This window comes from Chloroflexota bacterium (assembly GCA_016219275.1).
Lineage (GTDB): Bacteria > Chloroflexota > Anaerolineae > UBA4142 > UBA4142 > JACRBM01.
In genome coordinates this window covers 65,936-83,993 of the sequence record JACRBM010000054.1, presented here as the reverse complement: position 1 = coordinate 83,993, position 18,058 = coordinate 65,936, and the positions used below count along the sequence as shown (strand labels likewise).

Annotated in this window: 18 protein-coding genes and 1 riboswitch; of the genes, 9 read left to right on the top strand and 9 right to left on the bottom strand. The window is 57.5% G+C overall.

Going from position 1 to position 18,058, the window contains the following annotated elements:
• Positions 1–8: 8 nt before the first annotated feature.
• From HY868_14190 to HY868_14180, 3 genes are all read right to left on the bottom strand, one after another.
• Entirely contained in the window at positions 9–860 is an 852-nt protein-coding gene (locus tag HY868_14190) for a sulfurtransferase (GenBank protein MBI5303280.1), read from the bottom strand.
• 60 nt (positions 861–920) lie between these two features.
• Positions 921–1,838, bottom strand: a complete 918-nt coding sequence (locus HY868_14185) for a DUF4349 domain-containing protein (GenBank protein MBI5303279.1) — start codon at positions 1,836–1,838, stop codon at positions 921–923.
• A 110-nt stretch (positions 1,839–1,948) separates the two neighbouring features.
• Positions 1,949–2,683: a metallophosphoesterase family protein gene (locus HY868_14180; protein MBI5303278.1), complete on the bottom strand. Its 735-nt coding sequence runs from the start codon at positions 2,681–2,683 to the stop codon at positions 1,949–1,951.
• A 153-nt stretch (positions 2,684–2,836) separates the two neighbouring features.
• Here HY868_14180 and tsaE point away from each other — a divergent pair, with 153 nt between their 5' ends.
• The 6 genes from tsaE to HY868_14150 all read left to right on the top strand — a co-directional run bounded on the left by tsaE (position 2,837) and on the right by HY868_14150 (position 7,014).
• Complete coding sequence (gene tsaE / locus HY868_14175; GenBank protein ID MBI5303277.1) at positions 2,837–3,358, top strand: tRNA (adenosine(37)-N6)-threonylcarbamoyltransferase complex ATPase subunit type 1 TsaE; 522 nt, start codon at positions 2,837–2,839, stop codon at positions 3,356–3,358.
• Positions 3,342–4,019, top strand: a complete 678-nt coding sequence (tsaB, locus tag HY868_14170) for a tRNA (adenosine(37)-N6)-threonylcarbamoyltransferase complex dimerization subunit type 1 TsaB (protein MBI5303276.1) — start codon at positions 3,342–3,344, stop codon at positions 4,017–4,019. Before tsaE ends, tsaB begins: the two co-directional genes overlap by 17 nt.
• 110 nt (positions 4,020–4,129) lie before the next feature.
• Positions 4,130–4,693 carry a ribosomal protein S18-alanine N-acetyltransferase gene (rimI, locus tag HY868_14165; GenBank protein ID MBI5303275.1) on the top strand — a complete coding sequence of 188 codons (564 nt, stop codon included), beginning with the start codon at positions 4,130–4,132 and terminating at the stop codon, positions 4,691–4,693.
• Between the two features lie 68 nt (positions 4,694–4,761).
• Positions 4,762–4,998 carry a Trm112 family protein gene (locus HY868_14160; GenBank protein ID MBI5303274.1) on the top strand — a complete coding sequence of 79 codons (237 nt, stop codon included), beginning with the start codon at positions 4,762–4,764 and terminating at the stop codon, positions 4,996–4,998.
• A 97-nt stretch (positions 4,999–5,095) separates the two neighbouring features.
• A complete protein-coding gene (locus HY868_14155; GenBank protein ID MBI5303273.1) occupies positions 5,096–6,475 on the top strand; it encodes a hypothetical protein in 1,380 nt (459 codons plus the stop codon).
• Positions 6,472–7,014 (top strand): inorganic diphosphatase, encoded by a 543-nt coding sequence (locus HY868_14150; GenBank protein ID MBI5303272.1) that lies wholly within the window; start codon positions 6,472–6,474, stop codon positions 7,012–7,014. The genes HY868_14155 and HY868_14150 overlap by 4 nt, the downstream gene beginning before the upstream one ends.
• A 74-nt stretch (positions 7,015–7,088) precedes the next feature.
• Here the strand turns inward: HY868_14150 and HY868_14145 are convergent, their stop codons facing one another.
• The 6 genes from HY868_14145 to HY868_14120 all read right to left on the bottom strand — a co-directional run bounded on the left by HY868_14145 (position 7,089) and on the right by HY868_14120 (position 14,348).
• A complete protein-coding gene (locus HY868_14145; protein MBI5303271.1) occupies positions 7,089–8,612 on the bottom strand; it encodes a hypothetical protein in 1,524 nt (507 codons plus the stop codon).
• A 59-nt stretch (positions 8,613–8,671) separates the two neighbouring features.
• A riboswitch (cyclic di-GMP riboswitch) is annotated at positions 8,672–8,771 on the bottom strand.
• Between the two features lie 364 nt (positions 8,772–9,135).
• Complete coding sequence (locus HY868_14140; protein ID MBI5303270.1) at positions 9,136–10,062, bottom strand: ribonuclease Z; 927 nt, start codon at positions 10,060–10,062, stop codon at positions 9,136–9,138.
• Positions 10,063–10,064: 2 nt separating this feature from the next.
• Positions 10,065–10,523, bottom strand: coding sequence for a type II toxin-antitoxin system VapC family toxin (locus tag HY868_14135; protein MBI5303269.1), 459 nt, complete (start codon positions 10,521–10,523; stop codon positions 10,065–10,067).
• Positions 10,520–10,789 carry a ribbon-helix-helix protein, CopG family gene (locus HY868_14130; GenBank protein ID MBI5303268.1) on the bottom strand — a complete coding sequence of 90 codons (270 nt, stop codon included), beginning with the start codon at positions 10,787–10,789 and terminating at the stop codon, positions 10,520–10,522. Before HY868_14130 ends, HY868_14135 begins: the two co-directional genes overlap by 4 nt.
• Before the next feature lie 43 nt (positions 10,790–10,832).
• Positions 10,833–12,596, bottom strand: coding sequence for a GAF domain-containing protein (locus HY868_14125; GenBank protein ID MBI5303267.1), 1,764 nt, complete (start codon positions 12,594–12,596; stop codon positions 10,833–10,835).
• Between the two features lie 39 nt (positions 12,597–12,635).
• A complete protein-coding gene (locus HY868_14120; GenBank protein MBI5303266.1) occupies positions 12,636–14,348 on the bottom strand; it encodes a protein kinase in 1,713 nt (570 codons plus the stop codon).
• A gap of 379 nt (positions 14,349–14,727) precedes the next feature.
• Here HY868_14120 and HY868_14115 point away from each other — a divergent pair, with 379 nt between their 5' ends.
• The 3 genes from HY868_14115 to HY868_14105 all read left to right on the top strand — a co-directional run bounded on the left by HY868_14115 (position 14,728) and on the right by HY868_14105 (position 18,032).
• Positions 14,728–15,459, top strand: a complete 732-nt coding sequence (locus tag HY868_14115) for a GntR family transcriptional regulator (protein MBI5303265.1) — start codon at positions 14,728–14,730, stop codon at positions 15,457–15,459.
• A 2-nt stretch (positions 15,460–15,461) separates the two neighbouring features.
• Positions 15,462–16,457, top strand: a complete 996-nt coding sequence (locus HY868_14110) for a Gfo/Idh/MocA family oxidoreductase (GenBank protein ID MBI5303264.1) — start codon at positions 15,462–15,464, stop codon at positions 16,455–16,457.
• Between the two features lie 108 nt (positions 16,458–16,565).
• Positions 16,566–18,032, top strand: a complete 1,467-nt coding sequence (locus HY868_14105) for a sugar ABC transporter substrate-binding protein (GenBank protein MBI5303263.1) — start codon at positions 16,566–16,568, stop codon at positions 18,030–18,032.
• The last annotated feature ends 26 nt before the right edge of the window (positions 18,033–18,058 follow it).

Sequence of the window (18,058 nt, the reverse complement as noted above, 5' to 3'; positions counted from 1 at the left end):
CCTTTCATCTATCCAGAATCAATCGGTAATCTGCGTGTCTCAAACCAATCTGCCATCGAGCCGCTATAGTTTCTCGCGCGCGGATAGCCGAGAATACTCAGTGTGGTGAACAAGTGCGATGAACGATTGCCGACGTGGCAATACACGACGATTTCCTTGTCGGGCGTTGCGCCAATCACTTTTAGTTGCGCTTGCAATCTCTGGATATCGCGGTAACGATGCGCCCGCAAATCCAATGCCTGCTCGAACGACCAGTTGACCGCGCCCGGAATGTGTCCCGCGACAAATTCCTGTTCCGAACGCGCGTCGAGCAAGACCATATCACTGCGCGCTGCATTTTGTTGAATCCACTCGGCGGTCGCGTGCGTATCGTCGTTGGGCGCTGCGTGATACGCGGTGATCGCGGCAGAAGGCATCGCGCGGGTGATCTCTCCGCCGGCTTGATGCCACGCGGCGAGTCCGCCGTTCAGAATTTTCACTTCGCGATGCCCGATGTATCGCAGAACCCAGAATGCAATCGCCGCGAGTTCGCCGGTCCAGTCATCGTAAAGCACGATGAGCGCGTCGTTGGTGATGCTGTGACGCCCCAACGCCTCCGCAATTTGCTCCGGCGATTTCAGTTCGCGTGTACGCGAGTCGTACACAAAAAAGTCGCGCAACGGATCGAGCGCGATGGCATGCGGAATGTGACCCGTGCGATAACCGAATGGCACACGCGGGTCGGCGAGTCGCGCATCAATCAAATGTAAAGACGGATCGTCGAGATGCTGCGCGAGCCACGCCACCTCGATCAGAACATCGTTCGAATCGTCGCTCATTTTGTTCGTCGAGAGTGTATGCCAAACGCTGGGCGTTGTCAAGAAACACGCCTTAAAATTACGCGAAACGGCTCGCGCACTCGCGCGAGCCGTCGGTGGTTCTTACGCCGCTAATTTGGGCTTGGCGCGCCGTTTGACGAACGCGCGCACGACAATCACGAGCACGACAAAGGGTAAAGCCAGGACGATCCCAACGGGTAAGAGAAACAGAATTGCCCAGATCGTTAGATCAACCAAACCCTGGAGTGCTTGGACAAGCGAGCGAAGCGCTTCTGCCGCAGTGCGATTCGGCACCCAGGTGTCCGGCTCGAGCACCTGAATCTCTTGCTTGGGCGTCAACTGAATCGTTACCGTCGCGAGCGTACTTGTTTTTTCGAGTACGTTCATTTGCCCTTTGATGCGCTCGATCTGTCCGCGAATTTCGGTGAGCCGATTGTAGACCGCGAGGATCTCTTCGGCTTTGCCAGTCCGCTCGCGCACCGTTTCGAGCAATTTGCGTAACTCGGTTTCCGTCGCTTCGAGATTTTTCAACTGCGCGCCCAAATCGCTGTACTGATCGGTCACGTCGTTCGCGTTCGAATTTTCGCTCATCACCTTCAAGCCGATTGTTTTGATCTGCTTGAGCGTGGCGTCAAGCGATGTGGCTGGAATGCGCACGCTGACCGAACCGCGCAGTTGTCCTTTCGCATCGCGCGTGAGATTCGTCGAGGAGATATATCCTTTCTGTTGGTTCACGATGGCGGTGATGTCGGCGACCGCTTTCTCGGTCTCTTGGACTTCGAGCGTGAGTTGTACGGTATAAACGATCATCCTCTCGGCGGACTGGGCATTCGACGTTTTGGATTCAGTCAGTGCCTGATCGTTTGCTGCCCCGACTTGCGGTTGTGCCGGTGCCGGGACTGGAGGGAGCGCCGCTGGCGCAACCGCACGATTTCCGGACAGAGCCGGCGTGGGCGCGGCGCACGCGCCGATCAGCATTGCGCTGACGAGCAAGGCGAAAATCAACAAAGTGTATTTCATGGCGAACTCCTTTTGCTTCGAGTATCCTTCTCTCGATAGACGTTTGCCATCCGAATCTAGTTCCACAAATGGAGACCCGAAGGGCTTCAACAAATCCCTTCGGGTCTAGTTCACCAACCGTAACTCAAACGCGCAATCAGACGCGCCGGCAGGTTGAGTTGCTCCATCTTTTTCTGTGTTGCCGCGATGTCGTACTCAACGCGACGATGCGTGATCGACCAGGCATCGCTATCGAGCACCGCATACGCCGCGCGCGGATCGCCGTCGCGCGGTTGACCGACACTGCCAGGGTTGATCATCATGCGTCCATCGGCAAGCGGAGTAGGCACGCCTTCGATGAGCGTTTCCGCCGTCGCGCGGCGTTCATCCGGAATATGTCGGAAAATCACTGGCACATGCGTGTGCCCCATCAAGCAAATGCGCGTGTCGAAGAAATCGAAATTGATGCGCGCGACCGCTGGCGTGAGCACGTATTCCCAAATCGGATAGCGCGGACTGCCGTGAATCAACGTAAAGCGGTCCAGCTCGGTCGGCACGCGTTCGGGCAAGGCGTGGAGCCAATCGAGATTGCGGACGCTCAACTGCTCGCGTGTCCAGATCGCGGCGCGGCGCGCATCGGGGTTGAATTCTTCGAGATCCAATTTGTCGAGCACCGCCCAGTCGTGATTGCCGGCGAGGCAGAGCAGGGGATACTCGCGTAATTTCTCGATGCATTCATTCGGGGCGGGTCCATAGCCGACCACATCGCCCAGACACCACAGTCGGTCGAACGCACCCGCGTTGTGGATGACGGTTTCTAGCGCGACCAAGTTTGCGTGAATATCGGAGATCACTAGGATTTTCATCGTGCGTTATTCTACCACAACGCGCGGCGAGTGACAAGTGAGTGATGCGCGACGCGCGCGCCTTGTCGCGATAGTGCAATCTGCATATAATACACGCGGCGTCTCAACACTATGCACTGAATACTGAATTCTGAACACTGTTTACCGAAAATCATGTCTCTCATCACTTCTCCTCACGTTCTCGATATTATCAGCCACAGCGCGGCGCAGACCCAGCGTCTCGGCGCGCGGCTGGGCGAACTCGCGCGTCCCGGCGATTTGTTTTGTCTCGAAGGTGACCTGGGTTCGGGCAAAACGTGTTTCACCCAAGGCGTAGGACGCGGGTTGAACGTATCCGACGCGATTCACAGCCCGACGTTTATTTTGGCGAACGAGCATCGCGGCGGACGTTTGACGCTGTATCATCTCGACGTGTATCGCCTGCGCGGCGCGGACGAAGCGCGCGGGATCGGTCTCGATGATTATGTGTACGGGGATGGTGTGTGCGTGATCGAGTGGGCGGAAAAGATTGACGCGATATTGCCGTCCGAGCATTTATGGATTCAGTTTCGTCATCTCGGCGAAGCCAAACGCGGGTTGATTCTACGCGCGACCGGCGCGCGGTACGAACAACTGCTCGCCGAGTTCAAGTCGCGGACATTCGCACGGAGCGAAGACGATGTTGTTAGCCATTGATACCGCGACGCGCGCGGCAAGCATCGCGCTCTATCGCGCGGGCGTCCTTGGCGAATTGACCTGGCGCTCGCGCGATAATCACACCGTCGAGACGATGGAGCAAATCGTGCGCCTACTCGCGCTTGTCGGCGCGACGCAACGCGAGTTGCAAGCGATTGGCGTCGCGCTGGGTCCTGGGTCGTTCACCGGGTTGCGCGTCGGCATGAGCATCGCCAAAGGTCTCGCCTTCGGTCGGCAGATTCCGCTCCTCGGCATTCCCACGCTCGATGGCATCGCGCACGCGCACGCGCACCAAACGCTGCCAATTTGGACGATTCTCGAAGCCGGGCGCGGGCGCATGATGGTGGCGCGCTATGCGGTCGCACGCGGCGCGGCAAAACGCGCAAGCGAGTACGCGCTGACGAACGCCGCGGGCATCGCGGACTTGGTGGGCGCGACGCAAGGGGAGCGGAATACGCGCGCGTTGGTCTGCGGTGATGTGGACACGGCGCTTGCCGATCTGTTGACCGAACGATTCGGCACGCGGGTCGTGATCGCCTCGCCCGCGCAAAACGCGCGGCGGGCTGGCGCGTTGGCGGAACTCGCGTGGGCGCGTTTCCAACGCGGCAAAGCCGACGACGCGTCGTCGCTCGCGCCGATCTATCTCGCGCAGGGAATTTAAGATTTCGGATTGATGATTTAGGATTGCACGCGCGCCCAAATGCAAATCCTAAATCGAAAATCATACATCCAATGATTGATTATTCCACGCTGGCTTTTCGCGTCGAACCGATGCGGACGCAGCATCTCGATACCGTGATGGAGATCGAGTACGCCGCCTTCTCCGCGCCGTGGTCGGCGAACGCGTACGAGTACGAATTGCATCACAACGCGATGGCGCACTATTATATCAGCGTGCCGCAAACGCCGATTCGCAAGTCGGTGTTCCAATCATTCCGGTCGCGCTGGTTTAAGCATGGCGAGTCGAACGGGTCCACGCCTGTCGTCGGCTATGGCGGCTTTTGGTTGATGACGGATGAAGCGCACATCAGTACGATTGCATCGCATCCGGCTTGGCGCAAGCGCGGCATCGGCGAATTGTTGCTCGTCGCGATGATCGAAGCCGCGGCGGAGTTGAACGCGCGCGTCGCCACGCTCGAAGTGCGCGTATCGAATCACGTCGCGCAAATGCTGTACGCCAAGTACGGTTTCGCCGTCGTCGGCGAACGCGTCAACTATTACAGCGACAACGGCGAGAATGCTTGGATCATGACGACGCCCGCGATTGGCAGCGCCGTTTATCAACAGCAATTTCAAAAATTAAAGACGCAATTGTTTGACCGCTTGTCGCGCTAGTATGAATGTGGTAGAATTGTCGCCAACCCCAAGCGTTGCCAACACTTTTTAGGTTGTAGGAGAATCCAATGGTCAATCAAGAACTGCTCGAAATCTTGCGCTGTCCCGCGTGTGTGAGTGGTCCCAATCGCAAAGAAGGACCTGATCCCGGTCGTTTGGTGTTGTACAAAGACGTGTGGCTGGTGTGTCAGGAAAAAGATTGCGGGCGCAAGTATCCGATCAAGAACGACATTCCGATCATGCTAATTGAGGAAGGGGACAAGCACGTGAGTACGCCGGTCGAACAACTGGGCGCGCCGGCGTGAAAATGAAACAAGGCAGGTGATTCGGGACACAGGTAAACAGGCAGGTTGACCGGTCTACCTGTGTCCTTGTTTCCTGGATCGCTCAAAAGGAGCACAAATGAAACGCGCGCTAGTTTTTTTCGTGATGCTGATGGTGGCGCTGGTGTCGGCGATGCCAACGCACGCGCAAGATGCCATCACGATCACGTCGAATAAATTCACGAGCAACTTTCGGACCAACTTGTTGTTTCAAGTGGATGCCCAAAGTTCAGCCGAGATTACGACGATGGCAATTACGGTTCAGCTGGACGGCATCGCGTCGAGCAGTCGTTTTGTGCCCGAGTTCACGCCGGGCGCGCGAGTCAATGCGACATACACGTGGAATCTTGCCACGCGTTACATTCCGCCGGGGGTGACGGGGCAGTACTGGTGGACGATTGAAGACAAAGCCGGCAACAAAAAGCAAAGCGACAAGTTCAATTTCCGCGTCGAGGATACGACCAAGACCTGGAAAAAAATGTCGAACGAAAAATTCGCGCTCTACTGGTACTCCGGCGGCGATACGTTCGGCAAGCAGTTGTTCGACCGCGCGATTGCCGGCTTGAACGCGACCGAAAAAGGGATCAATGCCAACGTCAGTCGCCAATTGCAAATTTTCGTGTATGGCAATCGCGCCGATTTCTTCGCGGCGATGGAACCGGGCACGCGCGATTGGACCGGCGGGCGCGCATTTTCCGATTATGGGATCACGCTCATCAACATCGGATCGAACGATTTGGAATTTGGTTTGCGCGCGGTGCCGCACGAACTGACGCACCTGGTGATTCAACTCAAGCTCGGCGACTTGGGTACGTCCGCGTTGCCGCAATGGATGAACGAAGGTCTCGCGGTCTATTACGAGACGGTGCCGCCGTCGCTCGAAGATTATTTGGATCGCGCGCTCAAACGCGCGATTCAGAACGATACGTTGTTGCCGATGCGGACGCTCGTCGGCAGTTTCGCGACGGCGAACGAGGCGGCGTACTTGTCTTACGCGCAAAGTTATAGCATGATTGAATTTATCACGCGCCACTATGGCAAGGACAAACTCATGCGATTGCTTGACGCGTTTAAGAACGCGCGCCACTACGACGACGTTATGCGCGAAGTGTTGAGCGTGGACACGGATGGTTTGGAAGCCGAGTGGCGCAAAGACATTGGCGCGAAACCGCGCGTAGTCGCTACGCGTTCGAACGCGACTGCGACGCCGTTCCCGACATTCAGTCTTTCGACCGATCCGAATCCGCCGCCGACCGTTGCGCGCGCAACGGCGACGCCGCAATCCGTTGCCGCCGCCGCAACCTCAGCGCCCGCGCCGACCGCCGCGCCAAAATCCGCGCCCAGCAACAATCCACTCACTTCGGTGTGTGGCGGCGCGTTCGGTTTCATCCTTCTCGGTCTGGTTGGCGCGACGTGGGCATGGAAACGGTTACACAAGACAAGGGAGACCTGGCAATGATTCATCCCTGGCACGATGTTTCGCCTGGCGACAAATTGCCAGGCGAGTTCAACGCCGTGATCGAAATCCCGGCAGGCGGTAGCATCAAGTACGAACTGGACAAGCGGAGTGGTTTGCTCAGAATGGACCGCGTGCTGTACTCGGCGGTGTTCTATCCGGCAAATTACGGTTTCATTCCGCAAACGCTTGGCGAGGACCACGACCCGCTCGACGTGTTGGTGTTTTGTCAAGAGCCGGTCGTGCCGCTGACGATGATGCGCGCGCGGTGCGTCGGCTTGATGACGATGGTGGATCAAGGCGAGATGGATTACAAGATCATCGCCGTGGCGCTCGATGATCCATCCTTTAATTCGTACAATCAGATTTCGGAAATGCCGCCGCATCGGTTGATGATGCTCAAGCGATTTTTTTCCGACTACAAATTGCTCGAAGGCAAGAGCGTTCAAGTTGGCGAGATCGAGCCGCCCGAAACGGCGTACCCGATAATCGAGCAAGCATTGGTTGCATACAGCCAGCAACGCCGCATCGGGTTTCGTTGATTTTGACAATCGAAAAAAATCCGGGGCGATGCCGAATGTTTCGGCATCGCCCCGGATTTTTGCGTCGCGCTGTGTCATCGTCCCAACAGAGTCGGAACAACTCCCCACAAGGTGCGCCGGTTTGCCATCTGCCCCTGCACGAAATTATATGGTCGAATCCGCAGAGTGGTTGGCGTATTCAATAATTTTATCGGGATCATAAATTCTGCTACCTGCGCGACGGCGACTTGATATTGCGTATCGTTCAACATGACCATGTTGCTCTTTATATCCGCGTAGCCAGTCCCGCGTAGATCCCACAACCATCCGCGTGTACGATCAAAGCCAGGTTGAAACTCCGGAGTTTCGTCGCCGGTCGTGTCCAACTCAAACGCATAGTTTACTTCTTCGCCGGCATCCGCGCGACCATCCACCGTGAACATCACGTAAAGCGCGCCCTGGCACACCGCGGCGTGAACGAGAAGAATATCCGCCGCGCGGATGATTTGCGGATTGGCGGCGTCCTTGATCAACGGTTGCAGTTTTTGCCAATCGCTCGCGTCACCGTCTACCTTGAAACATACGTCGGAGAGCGTGTCTGTGCGTTCATTCTTTAGCTTGGTCACGTAGATCAAGAAATCATTTTCGAAATCGTCAATCGTCGAACCGTGCGTTTTCTGAAAGGCATCGGCAAATGGCGAACCCGCGCCGATCATGCTGAGTACATTCTTGATTTTGGTCATGCCGCGTTGATGGATGAGATAATCTACCGCGAGCGCAGATTGAGAGTAGGCAAGCATCGCGTCGCGTTCAATTGCTTTGGCGAATTGTTCTTCTGTCGTCAGTTCCTTGAGCCGATAGAGTCTTCCGTTTTTTTGCGCGTTGATGACGATTTCGATTCTTTCGGTTGATCTAGCTTGGGCTTGCTCCGGCGATTGTTGCGCCAACGACGCGAGTCCCGCGTATTCGGCGATCCCCTCGTCGAACCACTTGTAGTGGATTTGCGAATTGATCCCGGCGATCTGCTCGATAATCCGATGGCTGTACTCGTGTCCGATAAACGATGCATCGCCGCGCGGGAGGGGTGGAACCCACATCACATAATCGCGATTCATGCGTGGAATCGCGCGAAAGGTCTTGAACCATTCGGAATACTTCCACGTTGTCACGAGGTCTTGGAGCAAATCATCGTAGGACTGGTAGACGTAGAGCGCGGACTTTATTTCAGCCACACCCAGGTCTTGGCTGACCACGCGATAAGCAATCTCGAATGCTTTGCCCACCTCTTGTGTGCGGGTATCGCCGACGCCAGGTTGCGCGAATATAGTCGCGTGCTCGGTTTCCCAGATCGAAAACCCGCGCGCATCCTTTCGCATTGGGGTTGGTGTACTAGTCGCGCGCGCGGTCGTCGGAGTCGCCGCGGCGACAGTTGGCGAAGGGCTGGGTGGAATTGGCGTGGTTGTTGATGGGAGAGTCGTCGAACTTGGCGCGGCGGTTGGGCTAGACAACAGAGTTGGCGGTGGAAGCGTTGCCGGCGAAGATGGCGCGGAACATGCGATCACGCCAGGGATGAATACGGCAAGGCAAAACGCAATTTGCCAAGTCACAAGTGTCTTCACTTTCTCCTCCCTGCTGGGTAAATGCGTGCGTTTGGTAAAACAAAAACCGACCGATTGGAATAACCAACGGTCGGTTACGCTATTTGCTCCCTCTAGGTACAAGCGTCCAGTCCCAGGTTGCGTGTGGACAAACTAGAGATCAACGCATCCGTTGAGTGGGCTGGTCTTAACCCTGACCGCGCCGGCATCAGCGCGTCAACAACTGTCGCAGTACGTGTGTGAAGAATATAAACCGGTTTCCAATGTGTGTCAATGGTTTCGAATGTGGCGGGCACGGTTTTTCTAAAGTCATTTGCAGACCCATCCCCCTGCCCCCTTCCCTTATAGGGAAGGGGGTTGGGGGTTAGGTTGGCAAGTGAGTCAAGCGGCTTTTGAAAAGCCGTGATGTGGCGGGTGTGCGTCAAGTTTTTGGGTGGTGAAAAAACCTTGCGAAGGTTGAACGGCAACCATATTTGATTTGTCGCCAATACCTTCGCAAGGTTGAGTGTTCCAAAATTTTGACGGACACCTGAATGTGGCAGGACTAACTTGGTTCGGTCACGCGCTTGACGATCGCGCGATCCAGGTCGTTCGCGACAATCGTGTTCGGAAAGATCGCGCGCGCTTCGGCTTCGATCACTGCGCCGGAATAGCGCCGCGAGATGTGCGTGAGGTACAACGTCTGGACGCCCGCATCGCGCGCACACATGGCAGATTCCGCGGCAGTGATGTGTCCGAACTGCCGCGCGATCGCGGCATCTGCCGCGATGTATGTAGATTCCATCACGAGCGCGTCCGCGTGATGCGCGGGTTCCATCACTTCGTCCGTGCGCGCAACGTCGCCGACGTACACGAATTTCGTCCCTGGCACGGGCGCGCCAAGCACCTCGTCCGGCGTAACAACGCGACCGTTTACGAGCGTGAGCATTTCGCCGCCGACCAGTCGCCGCCGCTCGGGTCCCACCGGGATGCCCAATGCCTCCGCGCGCTCGACGAGAAACGGACGTTTGGTCTTCTCCTCGAACACGTAACCGAAACAACCACTCCCGCGATGCAACACCGGAAATGCAGTTACCGTCAGATTTTTTTCGACGACGAGCACGCCGGGTTTCACTTCGATGAACTCGATGTCCATTTCGACTTCTTTGCCGCGCAAGACGACCTTGATCAAATCGCGCACGCGGTCGAGCGCCCAACGTCCGGCGTAAATCTCGATGCGGTTGATCGCTTCCCAGCGTCCGAACGTGGAGACGATGCCGCCAAGTCCCAGGATGTGATCGAGATGACCGTGCGTGAGAAAAATGCGGCGCAGGTCTTTAAAGCCCATGCCGCTTTGTAAAATTTGACGTTGCGTACCTTCCGCGCAGTCGAGCAGGAAGCGTTGACCGTCGTGAATCAACAGCGTCGAGGTCATGTTGCGTTCGACGCTCGGCGCGGAGGCGGAGGTGCCGAGGAAGCATAGTTCAAACATGTTTATTCATCAGTCGAGTCGGTAAGCCGTTTAAATTCGCGCAGCGATACGGCGGGCGCGTTGCGCCCCAATTTCCGCAAGAGTTTTTCATCCGCCGTTACCAACACTAAATTCTCGCGTTGAGCGAGCGCCACGAGATAGGCGTCGTAAATTGCGATGCCTTTGTGCGCGCACAGCTCGAGCGCGGCGCGCAGAGCGAACAGGTCGAATTGATAAACGCGCAATTCCATGGCGAGTACCGTATGCACGCTTTGGATGATTTCCTCGGTTGTGTACAATCGCAGATAGAACAAGGCGTTGGCAAATTCGTAAAATGAGACGTCCGCAAGTTGCAATTCGAGTTCGCCGCGCAAATGTCTGGCGCGCAATTCAAGCGCAATCGCGGCGTCTTGCTCAAGACGATATTGCCATTTGACTAACACCGAACTGTCGAGCAAAAGTGGAAGCGCATGGGTGGTCATTTCAAGGGACCGCGCATTTTGCGAATGAATGCGACGGTGTTGAACTTGACGCCGCGCGATTTCTCGCTCATTCGATCCTGAAATTCGACCGCCGCACGGACGCTGGGTTTATCCAGCAAGGACGGACGTTTGCCACTCGCGCGTTCCGCCAAATAGGCGCGCATTGCCTCGCGCACCATTTCGCTGCGGCTGCGGTGTTCCGCCGCTGCTGCCTTGTCAATCTGTTTCAGAAATTCGTCCGGCATCGTAATCATCACTTTAGCCATTTTTCTACCTCCAAACGGCAGTATAGCCAAAGTATAGATCATGTCAATACCCGAGTAGTTCCTCCAAGCGCCACGCTTCGACCACGGCGGCGCGTCCCTTGACGCGCAAGGCGGCGAGTTTGCGCGCACGCGCGCGGTCGCCGATTTGCGTATAGGTTTGCTTGCTCAACAAAATTTGTCCGCCGTGGGCGTTCTCTTGTAAACGTTTCGCCACGTTCACCGCGTCGCCAATCGCGGTGAAATTCATCTGTTGTTGTGTGCCGACGTTGCCGACGACCGCGTCGCCGGTGTGAATGCCGATGCCGTACTGCAAGCGCAATGCCGCGGGCAAGCGCGTGTGCAACGCGGTGACCGCGCGCTGCATCGCGAGCGCGGCGCGCGCCGCGCGTAACGCGTGGTCTTGTTGCGGCAGCGGCGCGTTGAACACCGCCATCACTGCGTCGCCCATGAATTTGTCGAGCGTGCCTTCCTCTCTCAGAATCGCGTCCGCGGCGACGGACAGATATTCGTTGAGCACGTCCACCAATTGTTCCGGGGCAAGCGGTTCGCTGAAACGCGTAAAGCCGCGAATGTCCGCGAACAAAATTGTGAGCGTTTGCCGCTTGCCGCCCAGTTTCAATTGATCAGGATTGTTCGGCAAACGATCCACGACCGCCGGCGCAACATAGCGCCGGAACATATCGCGCGTGGCTTCCAGACGCCGTTGCTCGGTCAGATCGTCCACCACAATCGTGACGCCCTGCGGATTGCCGCCCGCATCTTTGAGCGCGGACACACTGAAACTCAGGTTCACCGCGCCGCGCTCGGGCAGTTCGGACGCGATCTCTGTCGCGAGCAAACGGACGCCCCGCAATTTCACTTGTTCGACGATCTGGGGCAGATTCGTGTTGAGCAGTGCGCGCAAGGTTTCATGGTAGGGATGTCCCAGCGACTGCGTTGCCGGAATTGCAAAGATCATTTCTGCGGCGCGATTGAACGCGGTGATGCGATCCTCCAGGTCAGTCACCAGGACGCCGGACGCGATGGACGCAAAGATGTTATCCTGAAATGTTTTGAGCGCGGTGATCTCGTTCACTTTTTGTTGCACGCTCTCGAACAACTGCGCGTTCTCAATCGCGATGGCGGCTTGGTTCGCGAACGCGCGCACCGTGTTCAAGTCTTCTTGCTTGAAGGTGCCGGCGTGCAAACGGTTGTCCACATATACCGCGCCAATCACGCGTTGTTTGGCTTGGAGTGGAATACAGAGGATCGAGCGGAGCGAAAGCGTGACGACGCTTTCTTGGTACGAGAAACGCGGATCGCTCAACGCGTCGGTGGTGATGACGGGTTGCCCGCTGCGCGCCACGCGTTCGACGATGCTACGGCTCACTTCGAATACGGGACTCGTGATCGTCGAGCGTTCCAGGTTGCGCGCGACTTGAAAGACAAGCTGGTCGGTTGCATCGAACAACATCAAAAAGCCGCGTTCCGCGCCGGTGACTTGGATGACGACGTCCATGGCGCGATTCAGCACCTCGTCGAGATCGAGCGTCGAGTTGACGGTGCGACTGACGGCGAACAACCCCTCCAGTTGCGCGCGTTCTTTTTCTTGCTGTTCGAGTTCGGCGTTCAGGCGTTCGAGAAACTCGCCGAGTTGGGCGAGACGTTCGCGCACATGCGCGATGGTCGAGGGCGAGTCGAGCCATTTGGCAAGATCGCCCAGCCCGCGCCGCAGATCAGCAACGTTGCTGCGCGCGCGTTCGATGGTGGTGACGGAAATTTCTGGCATGGCATCATTGATCGCCGACAACAAACTGCCGACCGCCATTGTCTTCGGCGGTCGCTGGTCTGCGGTTAGCAGTCATCCTTATTTTTTATCGAGTGCCCGTAATTGTTGTTGGGCTTGGTCTTTCAGGTCCGCCGGCGATTTGGGATTGGTGACGACCATTTGAAATTGCCGGCGCGCTTCATCGGTTGCGCCGCGTTGGAGCGCGAGCATGCCTAGTCCATAGTGCGCTTCCGGCAAATTTGGATCCATCGCGACGGCGCGCGTGTACTCGCGCAACGCTTCGGCGAGGCGCCCAGTCGCGCGATAATACTCGCCCATGCGGAACACGGCTTGCGCGTTGCCGGAGTCGAACCGCAACGCTTTTTCAAAAACCGCCCGCGCGTCTTCGTAGCGTTTTTGTTTCATGTACACGTCGCCGATGTTGAGCAACAAGGTCTGGTCGTCCGGCGCGATCTGATGACCCGCATCATAGTATTTTAACGCGTGGTCGAGATCGTTCGCGCGTTCCGCTTGCGCGCCCGCGCGCAAATACGCTTCGGGTTGTTTGGGATTGAGCGCGATGGCTTGGTCGTACTCGGCGTACGCGGCGTCGAATTGATTCGCGCTGGCGAGCGCCTCGGCAAGGCGGATGTGCGCGATCGGGTCGTTCGGATTCGCGTTGACGCGGTCGCGCGCGCTCCGAATCGTTTCCGTTTGTCCGGCTGGTGAGAGTCGCAACGCGCGCGCAATGTCATCGCGCCGGCTAAACGCCAAGACGCCACACCCGGCGAGCAGCGCGAGCGCGATGACCGCGAGAATCGCGCAGGTGATCGCGCTGAAACGTCGCGCCGATTGCGGTGCGACCGGTTCGGGCGGAGGCGGTGTACGCGCAACGGACGATGGCGCGACCGGCTGTGCTTGCGGCGTCACAATGAGTGGCGCGACTGGTTGTGGTGGCGGAGTCAGCGTGGTTGGCGCGGGCGAGACCCTCGCACAAGTTTCGAGCGCGACGAACAAATCGCCGGCGCTGGTGTATCGCGCGGCAGGATCTTTGGCGAGCGCCTTGAGCAAGACGCGTTCGATCTCTGGCGCGAGCGCAGGATTGATCGCGGTAGGCATTGGGAGCGCGGTGTAAATGTGATCGTGAATCACCGCGTATGGCGTATCGGCGGTAAAGGGCACGCGCCCGGTCAGCATTTCAAAGAGCACGACGCCGAGCGAATAAATGTCAGTGCGTTCGCTCACCGGCGCGCCTTGCGCTTGTTCCGGCGAAATGTATTGCGGTGTGCCGATCACCATGTCCTGGGACATGGTGGATTCACCGGATTGCGCGATGCGCGCGAGACCGAAATCGGTGAGGTAGATGTGTCCGTCGTTCGCGCGCATAATGTTCGAGGGCTTGATGTCGCGGTGCAAAACACCTTGGATGTGCGCGTACGTCAGCCCTTCGGCGACCGGGCGTATGAACGCGAGCACGCGTTCGACCGGCAACGCTGCGTTCGTTTCGCGCAAAATCGCTTTGAGCGTTTTGCCTTCGACGTACCGCATCACGAGGTACGGCATCCCGTCGTGCTGCGCGTAATCGAACACCGGCACGATGTTGGGATGATCGAGTTTCGCGACGATGCGCGCTTCGCGTTCAAAGCGCGCGATAAAATTCTTGTCCTCTTTGAACGCGGGGTGGAGAATTTTGATCGCGACGTACCGGTCGAGCGCGGGATGGTACGCTTTGTACACGGTTGCCATACCGCCTTGACCGAGAGGTTCGATGACGCGATACACTCCGAGTTGTTCGCCCGGCGCGATGCTCATAAGCAATCCTTGCGAGATCAGAATTGCGGACATTATAATGCGAATGATGTGCGGACGCAATTGGACTTGTGGCGTAGCCGTTTTGTCCTCCCGTCCAGGCGAGTCGGCGCGTCGCCAACCTGCAGAGCGGGTAGCCTGCCCGCCGGTGCGGACGAGCCGTCCGCTCCACAAAAGCCCCGACTTTTGAAAAGCCGTCTCGCCGGTAAAGGGTGTGCGTCAAGTTTTTGGGTAGTGAAAAAACCTTGCGAAGGTTTGAGTGTTCCAAAATTTTGACGGACCCCCGCCGGTAAATTCGTGATTGACAACCCCAAAATTCTGTGCTATACTCCAAATAGTGCAATAGTGCACTATTTACGTGATTCAAGGAGGAGCCGCTCCGATGAGTCCCGCCCGTTATTCCCCGCTGTATCACTGGCTTGCGGAAACCCTGCGTCGGCAAATTGAAGAGGGGACCTACAAGCCGGGCGATGCCTTGCCCACTGAGCACGAATTGATGCGCCGTTACGCGTTGAGTTGCACCACCGTTCGGCGCGCCGTCCACGACCTCGTGCGTGATGGGTTGATCTATCGCCAAGCCGGCAAGGGCACCTTCGTGCGCCGCGCCAAATTGGAAGAGAACCTCTTGCGGCTGACCAGTTTCGCGGAAGAGATGCAGATTCGCCACATTACGCCCCAGTTTCGACTCATTCGCGCTGAGATGATCGAACCCTCGAACGAGGTGATGCGTACCCTCAATCTCCCCGCCGGCGCGCGCGTTTTTCACCTCGAACGTATTCAGATTGCCGACCGCGAACCCATCGCAGTGGCGCGCGGATATTGGATCGCCGAAATCGGCGAACAACTGGCGGCGCAAGATTTGAATCGAGTTGCGTTGTACGAAATCGTCGAGAACGAATTCCAAGTGCCGCTCGTCGAAGCCGAAGAATCCATCGCCTCGCAAATTGCCAACGCGGATACGGCGCGCAAACTCAAGATTGCGCCGCGCGCGCCGTTGCTGGTGCGTCGCCGCGTGACCTACTCGACGAATATGCGTCCGATTGAATTTACGACCTCGCTTTATCGCGCCGATCGCTACGAATACAAAGTGCGCTTGGCGCGCCATGGTGGATGACGATGACGATTCGCATTGGCATGGTTGGTGCGGGACGAATGGCGAATGCGCATGCCGCATGTCTTACCGATGTTCCAGACGCCAAGATCGTTGCAGTGGCAGATGTGTTGCCGAACCTCGCGCATACGCTCGCTTCGAAATGGGGCGCGGCGGAATATGCCGATTATTGCGCGATGCTCGATGCAGAACAACTCGATGCCGTGTACATTTGCACGCCGACTGGATCGCACGCGGATATCGCGATCGAGGTCGCGCAACGCGGTCTACCGTTCTTCATCGAAAAACCCCTGACGCTGACGATGCGCGATGCGTGGCGCGTGCGTTGCGCGGTCGAGCAGTCGAACGTGATGACGTGCGTATGTTATCAATGGCGATACACGCAGGCGACGCTCAAGGCGCGTGAGATCCTGGGGGCGCGTCCGCTTGCGCTCACTTCGGCGGAATGGTTGTGGACGCTGCCGCCGGTATTGTGGTTGCGCGATAAAGACCTGGGCGGCGGTCAGGTCGTTGACCAGACGACGCACTTGACTGATTTGTGTCAGTGGTTCGGCGGTGACGTCACCGACGTGTATGCCGCATACACGCTCAACACGTACACCGACGCGGAATTTCACAACTGGGACGGTTACTCGCTCACGTTCAAGCATGCGAGCGGGGCAGCCGGCTCGTTGCGATGCACATACGCGCTGTTCAAAGAGATCGCCGAGTTCCAACCGCCGCGCGTGGATTTGATCGCGCGCGAGCTTTTTCTACGGGTTACCCAAGACGATCTGACGGTCGTCACGCCGCGCGGTCGCGAGCAATTCGCGAACAAGGGCGCGTTGCATCTCGGCGTGAATCGCGCGTTTGTGTCCGCCGTGCAGAATCGCGATGCGTCGCTCATCCACTCTTCGATTCCAGAAACATTTCGCAGTCTCGCGCTCACACTTGCCGCTAACGAATCAGCGGAAACGGGGCGCATCATCCACCTCGACGATTTCATGCAAGCCGCGCGCTGATTCTTTCATCATGCGTAGGGCAAGAAAGGAGGTCAATCGCCGATTGTTCGTTTGACCGTGGCATGAGGAATCCAATTTCCCCCAAGACTCAAGGAGGAGAAAGTAAACATGTTTGAACCGAAACGCAAACTCACGCGCCGCGAATTCTTGGTGTTGAGCAGTAGCGCCGCCGCGGCGGTAGTGCTCGCCAGTTGCGCCGCGCCGACTGCCGCGCCGACCGCCGCGCCGCCAACCAAAGCGCCCGCCGTGGAACCAACCAAAGCGCCTGCCGCACCGACAAGCGCGCCTGCGGCAACCAGTATGCCTGCGCCAACCACCGCGCCGGCTGCGCCGACCAAAGCGCCCGCGACTATCGAATTCCTGGGTTGGGGCGATACGACCGATGCGCCCGCCTGGGAAAAATTGAAACCGGCGTACGAAGCAAAATTCGCCGGACAAAAAGTCAACGTCACGCCCGTCGCCGATCCGAACAACAACTTTTACACCAAACTGCAAACCATGTTCGCCGGCGGCACGCCGCCCGACCTCGCATCATTCCAGGGATGGGAATGGCAGTTCTATGCCGACAAAAACTTGCTCGCGCCCGTTGACGATTACGTCGCGCGCGACAAGGTGACTTCGCCGTACCCGCAAGGTTTCGTCAGCGTCGAACAGAGCGTCAAGTGGAAAAACAAGACGTACCTCGTCCCGCTGCAAATGGCGGTGATGATCATGTTCTACGCCAAAAAAGTATTCGACGAAGCCGGCGTGGCGTACCCGAAAGACGATTGGACTTTCGATCAATTCGTGGACACTGCCAAGAAATTGACGAACGCCGACAAGAAGAGATTTGGTTATCAGCCGAATGGCAACTGGTATCGCGACATTGGCTGGATCGTTCTGACCGGCAAACGCGAATTCGACAACGTGATTGATCCAAAGAAATCGCAGTTTGGCAATCCGGATATTGTCAAGATGTTGCAAACGGTGTCGTTCGATATGCCGCACGTCCAAAAAGTCGCGCCGAATCCGACGGACACCTCGGGCGCGTTCACGATCAACACCGGCGCGTGCGGTATGAAGTACGAAGGTCCCTGGTTCTTGCCGCAACTCAACACGCCGCAACTGCGCGAGCAGAAAAAAGAAGTGGTGTTCGACGTGGTGCGGATGCCCAAGGGCGCGGGTGCGGGACGACCGCATCGTGGTTGGGGCGAAGGCGTGTGCGTCGTCAAGACTGCCAAGTCGGATGCCGCGTGGGAATTCGCCAAGTACTTGGTGAGCGAAGACGGCAACAAGACGTACTCGGAAGTCACGGGTCGCATTCCCGCCAACTTGCAACTCGCCGAATCGTGGTGGGTTCCCGAAACCAAAACGCGGTACGGCATCGAGAATGGCAAGGCGTTCCTCGACGCGTTCAAGGAAGGTCAAATTGATGTCGTGAGCGCCGGCGTGCCGCGCAACAAGATGTGGTCCGAGGTCGTCAAGCCGACGGCGTGGGACGTAATCAATAACGGCACCGGCAAACCGACCGATGTGTTGCCCAAGGTGGACGAGAAACTGAACAAGATGCTCGACGATTACTGGAAGACCCGGTAGTCGAATCGTCAACTAGTCGCGTAGTC

What these genes read in the sequence shown, in the direction of transcription:
- HY868_14185 (MBI5303279.1), bottom strand. Translation starts at nt 1,838, where the DNA reads ATGAAATACACTTTGTTGATTTTCGCCTTGCTCGTCAGCGCAATGCTG.
- HY868_14180 (MBI5303278.1), bottom strand. Translation starts at nt 2,683, where the DNA reads ATGAAAATCCTAGTGATCTCCGATATTCACGCAAACTTGGTCGCGCTA.
- tsaE (MBI5303277.1), top strand. Translation starts at nt 2,837, where the DNA reads ATGTCTCTCATCACTTCTCCTCACGTTCTCGATATTATCAGCCACAGC.
- tsaB (MBI5303276.1), top strand. Translation starts at nt 3,342, where the DNA reads ATGTTGTTAGCCATTGATACCGCGACGCGCGCGGCAAGCATCGCGCTC.
- rimI (MBI5303275.1), top strand. Translation starts at nt 4,130, where the DNA reads ATGCGGACGCAGCATCTCGATACCGTGATGGAGATCGAGTACGCCGCC.
- HY868_14160 (MBI5303274.1), top strand. Translation starts at nt 4,762, where the DNA reads ATGGTCAATCAAGAACTGCTCGAAATCTTGCGCTGTCCCGCGTGTGTG.
- HY868_14155 (MBI5303273.1), top strand. Translation starts at nt 5,096, where the DNA reads ATGAAACGCGCGCTAGTTTTTTTCGTGATGCTGATGGTGGCGCTGGTG.
- HY868_14150 (MBI5303272.1), top strand. Translation starts at nt 6,472, where the DNA reads ATGATTCATCCCTGGCACGATGTTTCGCCTGGCGACAAATTGCCAGGC.
- HY868_14140 (MBI5303270.1), bottom strand. Translation starts at nt 10,062, where the DNA reads ATGTTTGAACTATGCTTCCTCGGCACCTCCGCCTCCGCGCCGAGCGTC.
- HY868_14135 (MBI5303269.1), bottom strand. Translation starts at nt 10,523, where the DNA reads ATGACCACCCATGCGCTTCCACTTTTGCTCGACAGTTCGGTGTTAGTC.
- HY868_14130 (MBI5303268.1), bottom strand. Translation starts at nt 10,789, where the DNA reads ATGGCTAAAGTGATGATTACGATGCCGGACGAATTTCTGAAACAGATT.
- HY868_14125 (MBI5303267.1), bottom strand. Translation starts at nt 12,596, where the DNA reads ATGGCGGTCGGCAGTTTGTTGTCGGCGATCAATGATGCCATGCCAGAA.
- HY868_14120 (MBI5303266.1), bottom strand. Translation starts at nt 14,348, where the DNA reads ATGAGCATCGCGCCGGGCGAACAACTCGGAGTGTATCGCGTCATCGAA.
- HY868_14115 (MBI5303265.1), top strand. Translation starts at nt 14,728, where the DNA reads ATGAGTCCCGCCCGTTATTCCCCGCTGTATCACTGGCTTGCGGAAACC.
- HY868_14110 (MBI5303264.1), top strand. Translation starts at nt 15,462, where the DNA reads ATGACGATTCGCATTGGCATGGTTGGTGCGGGACGAATGGCGAATGCG.
- HY868_14105 (MBI5303263.1), top strand. Translation starts at nt 16,566, where the DNA reads ATGTTTGAACCGAAACGCAAACTCACGCGCCGCGAATTCTTGGTGTTG.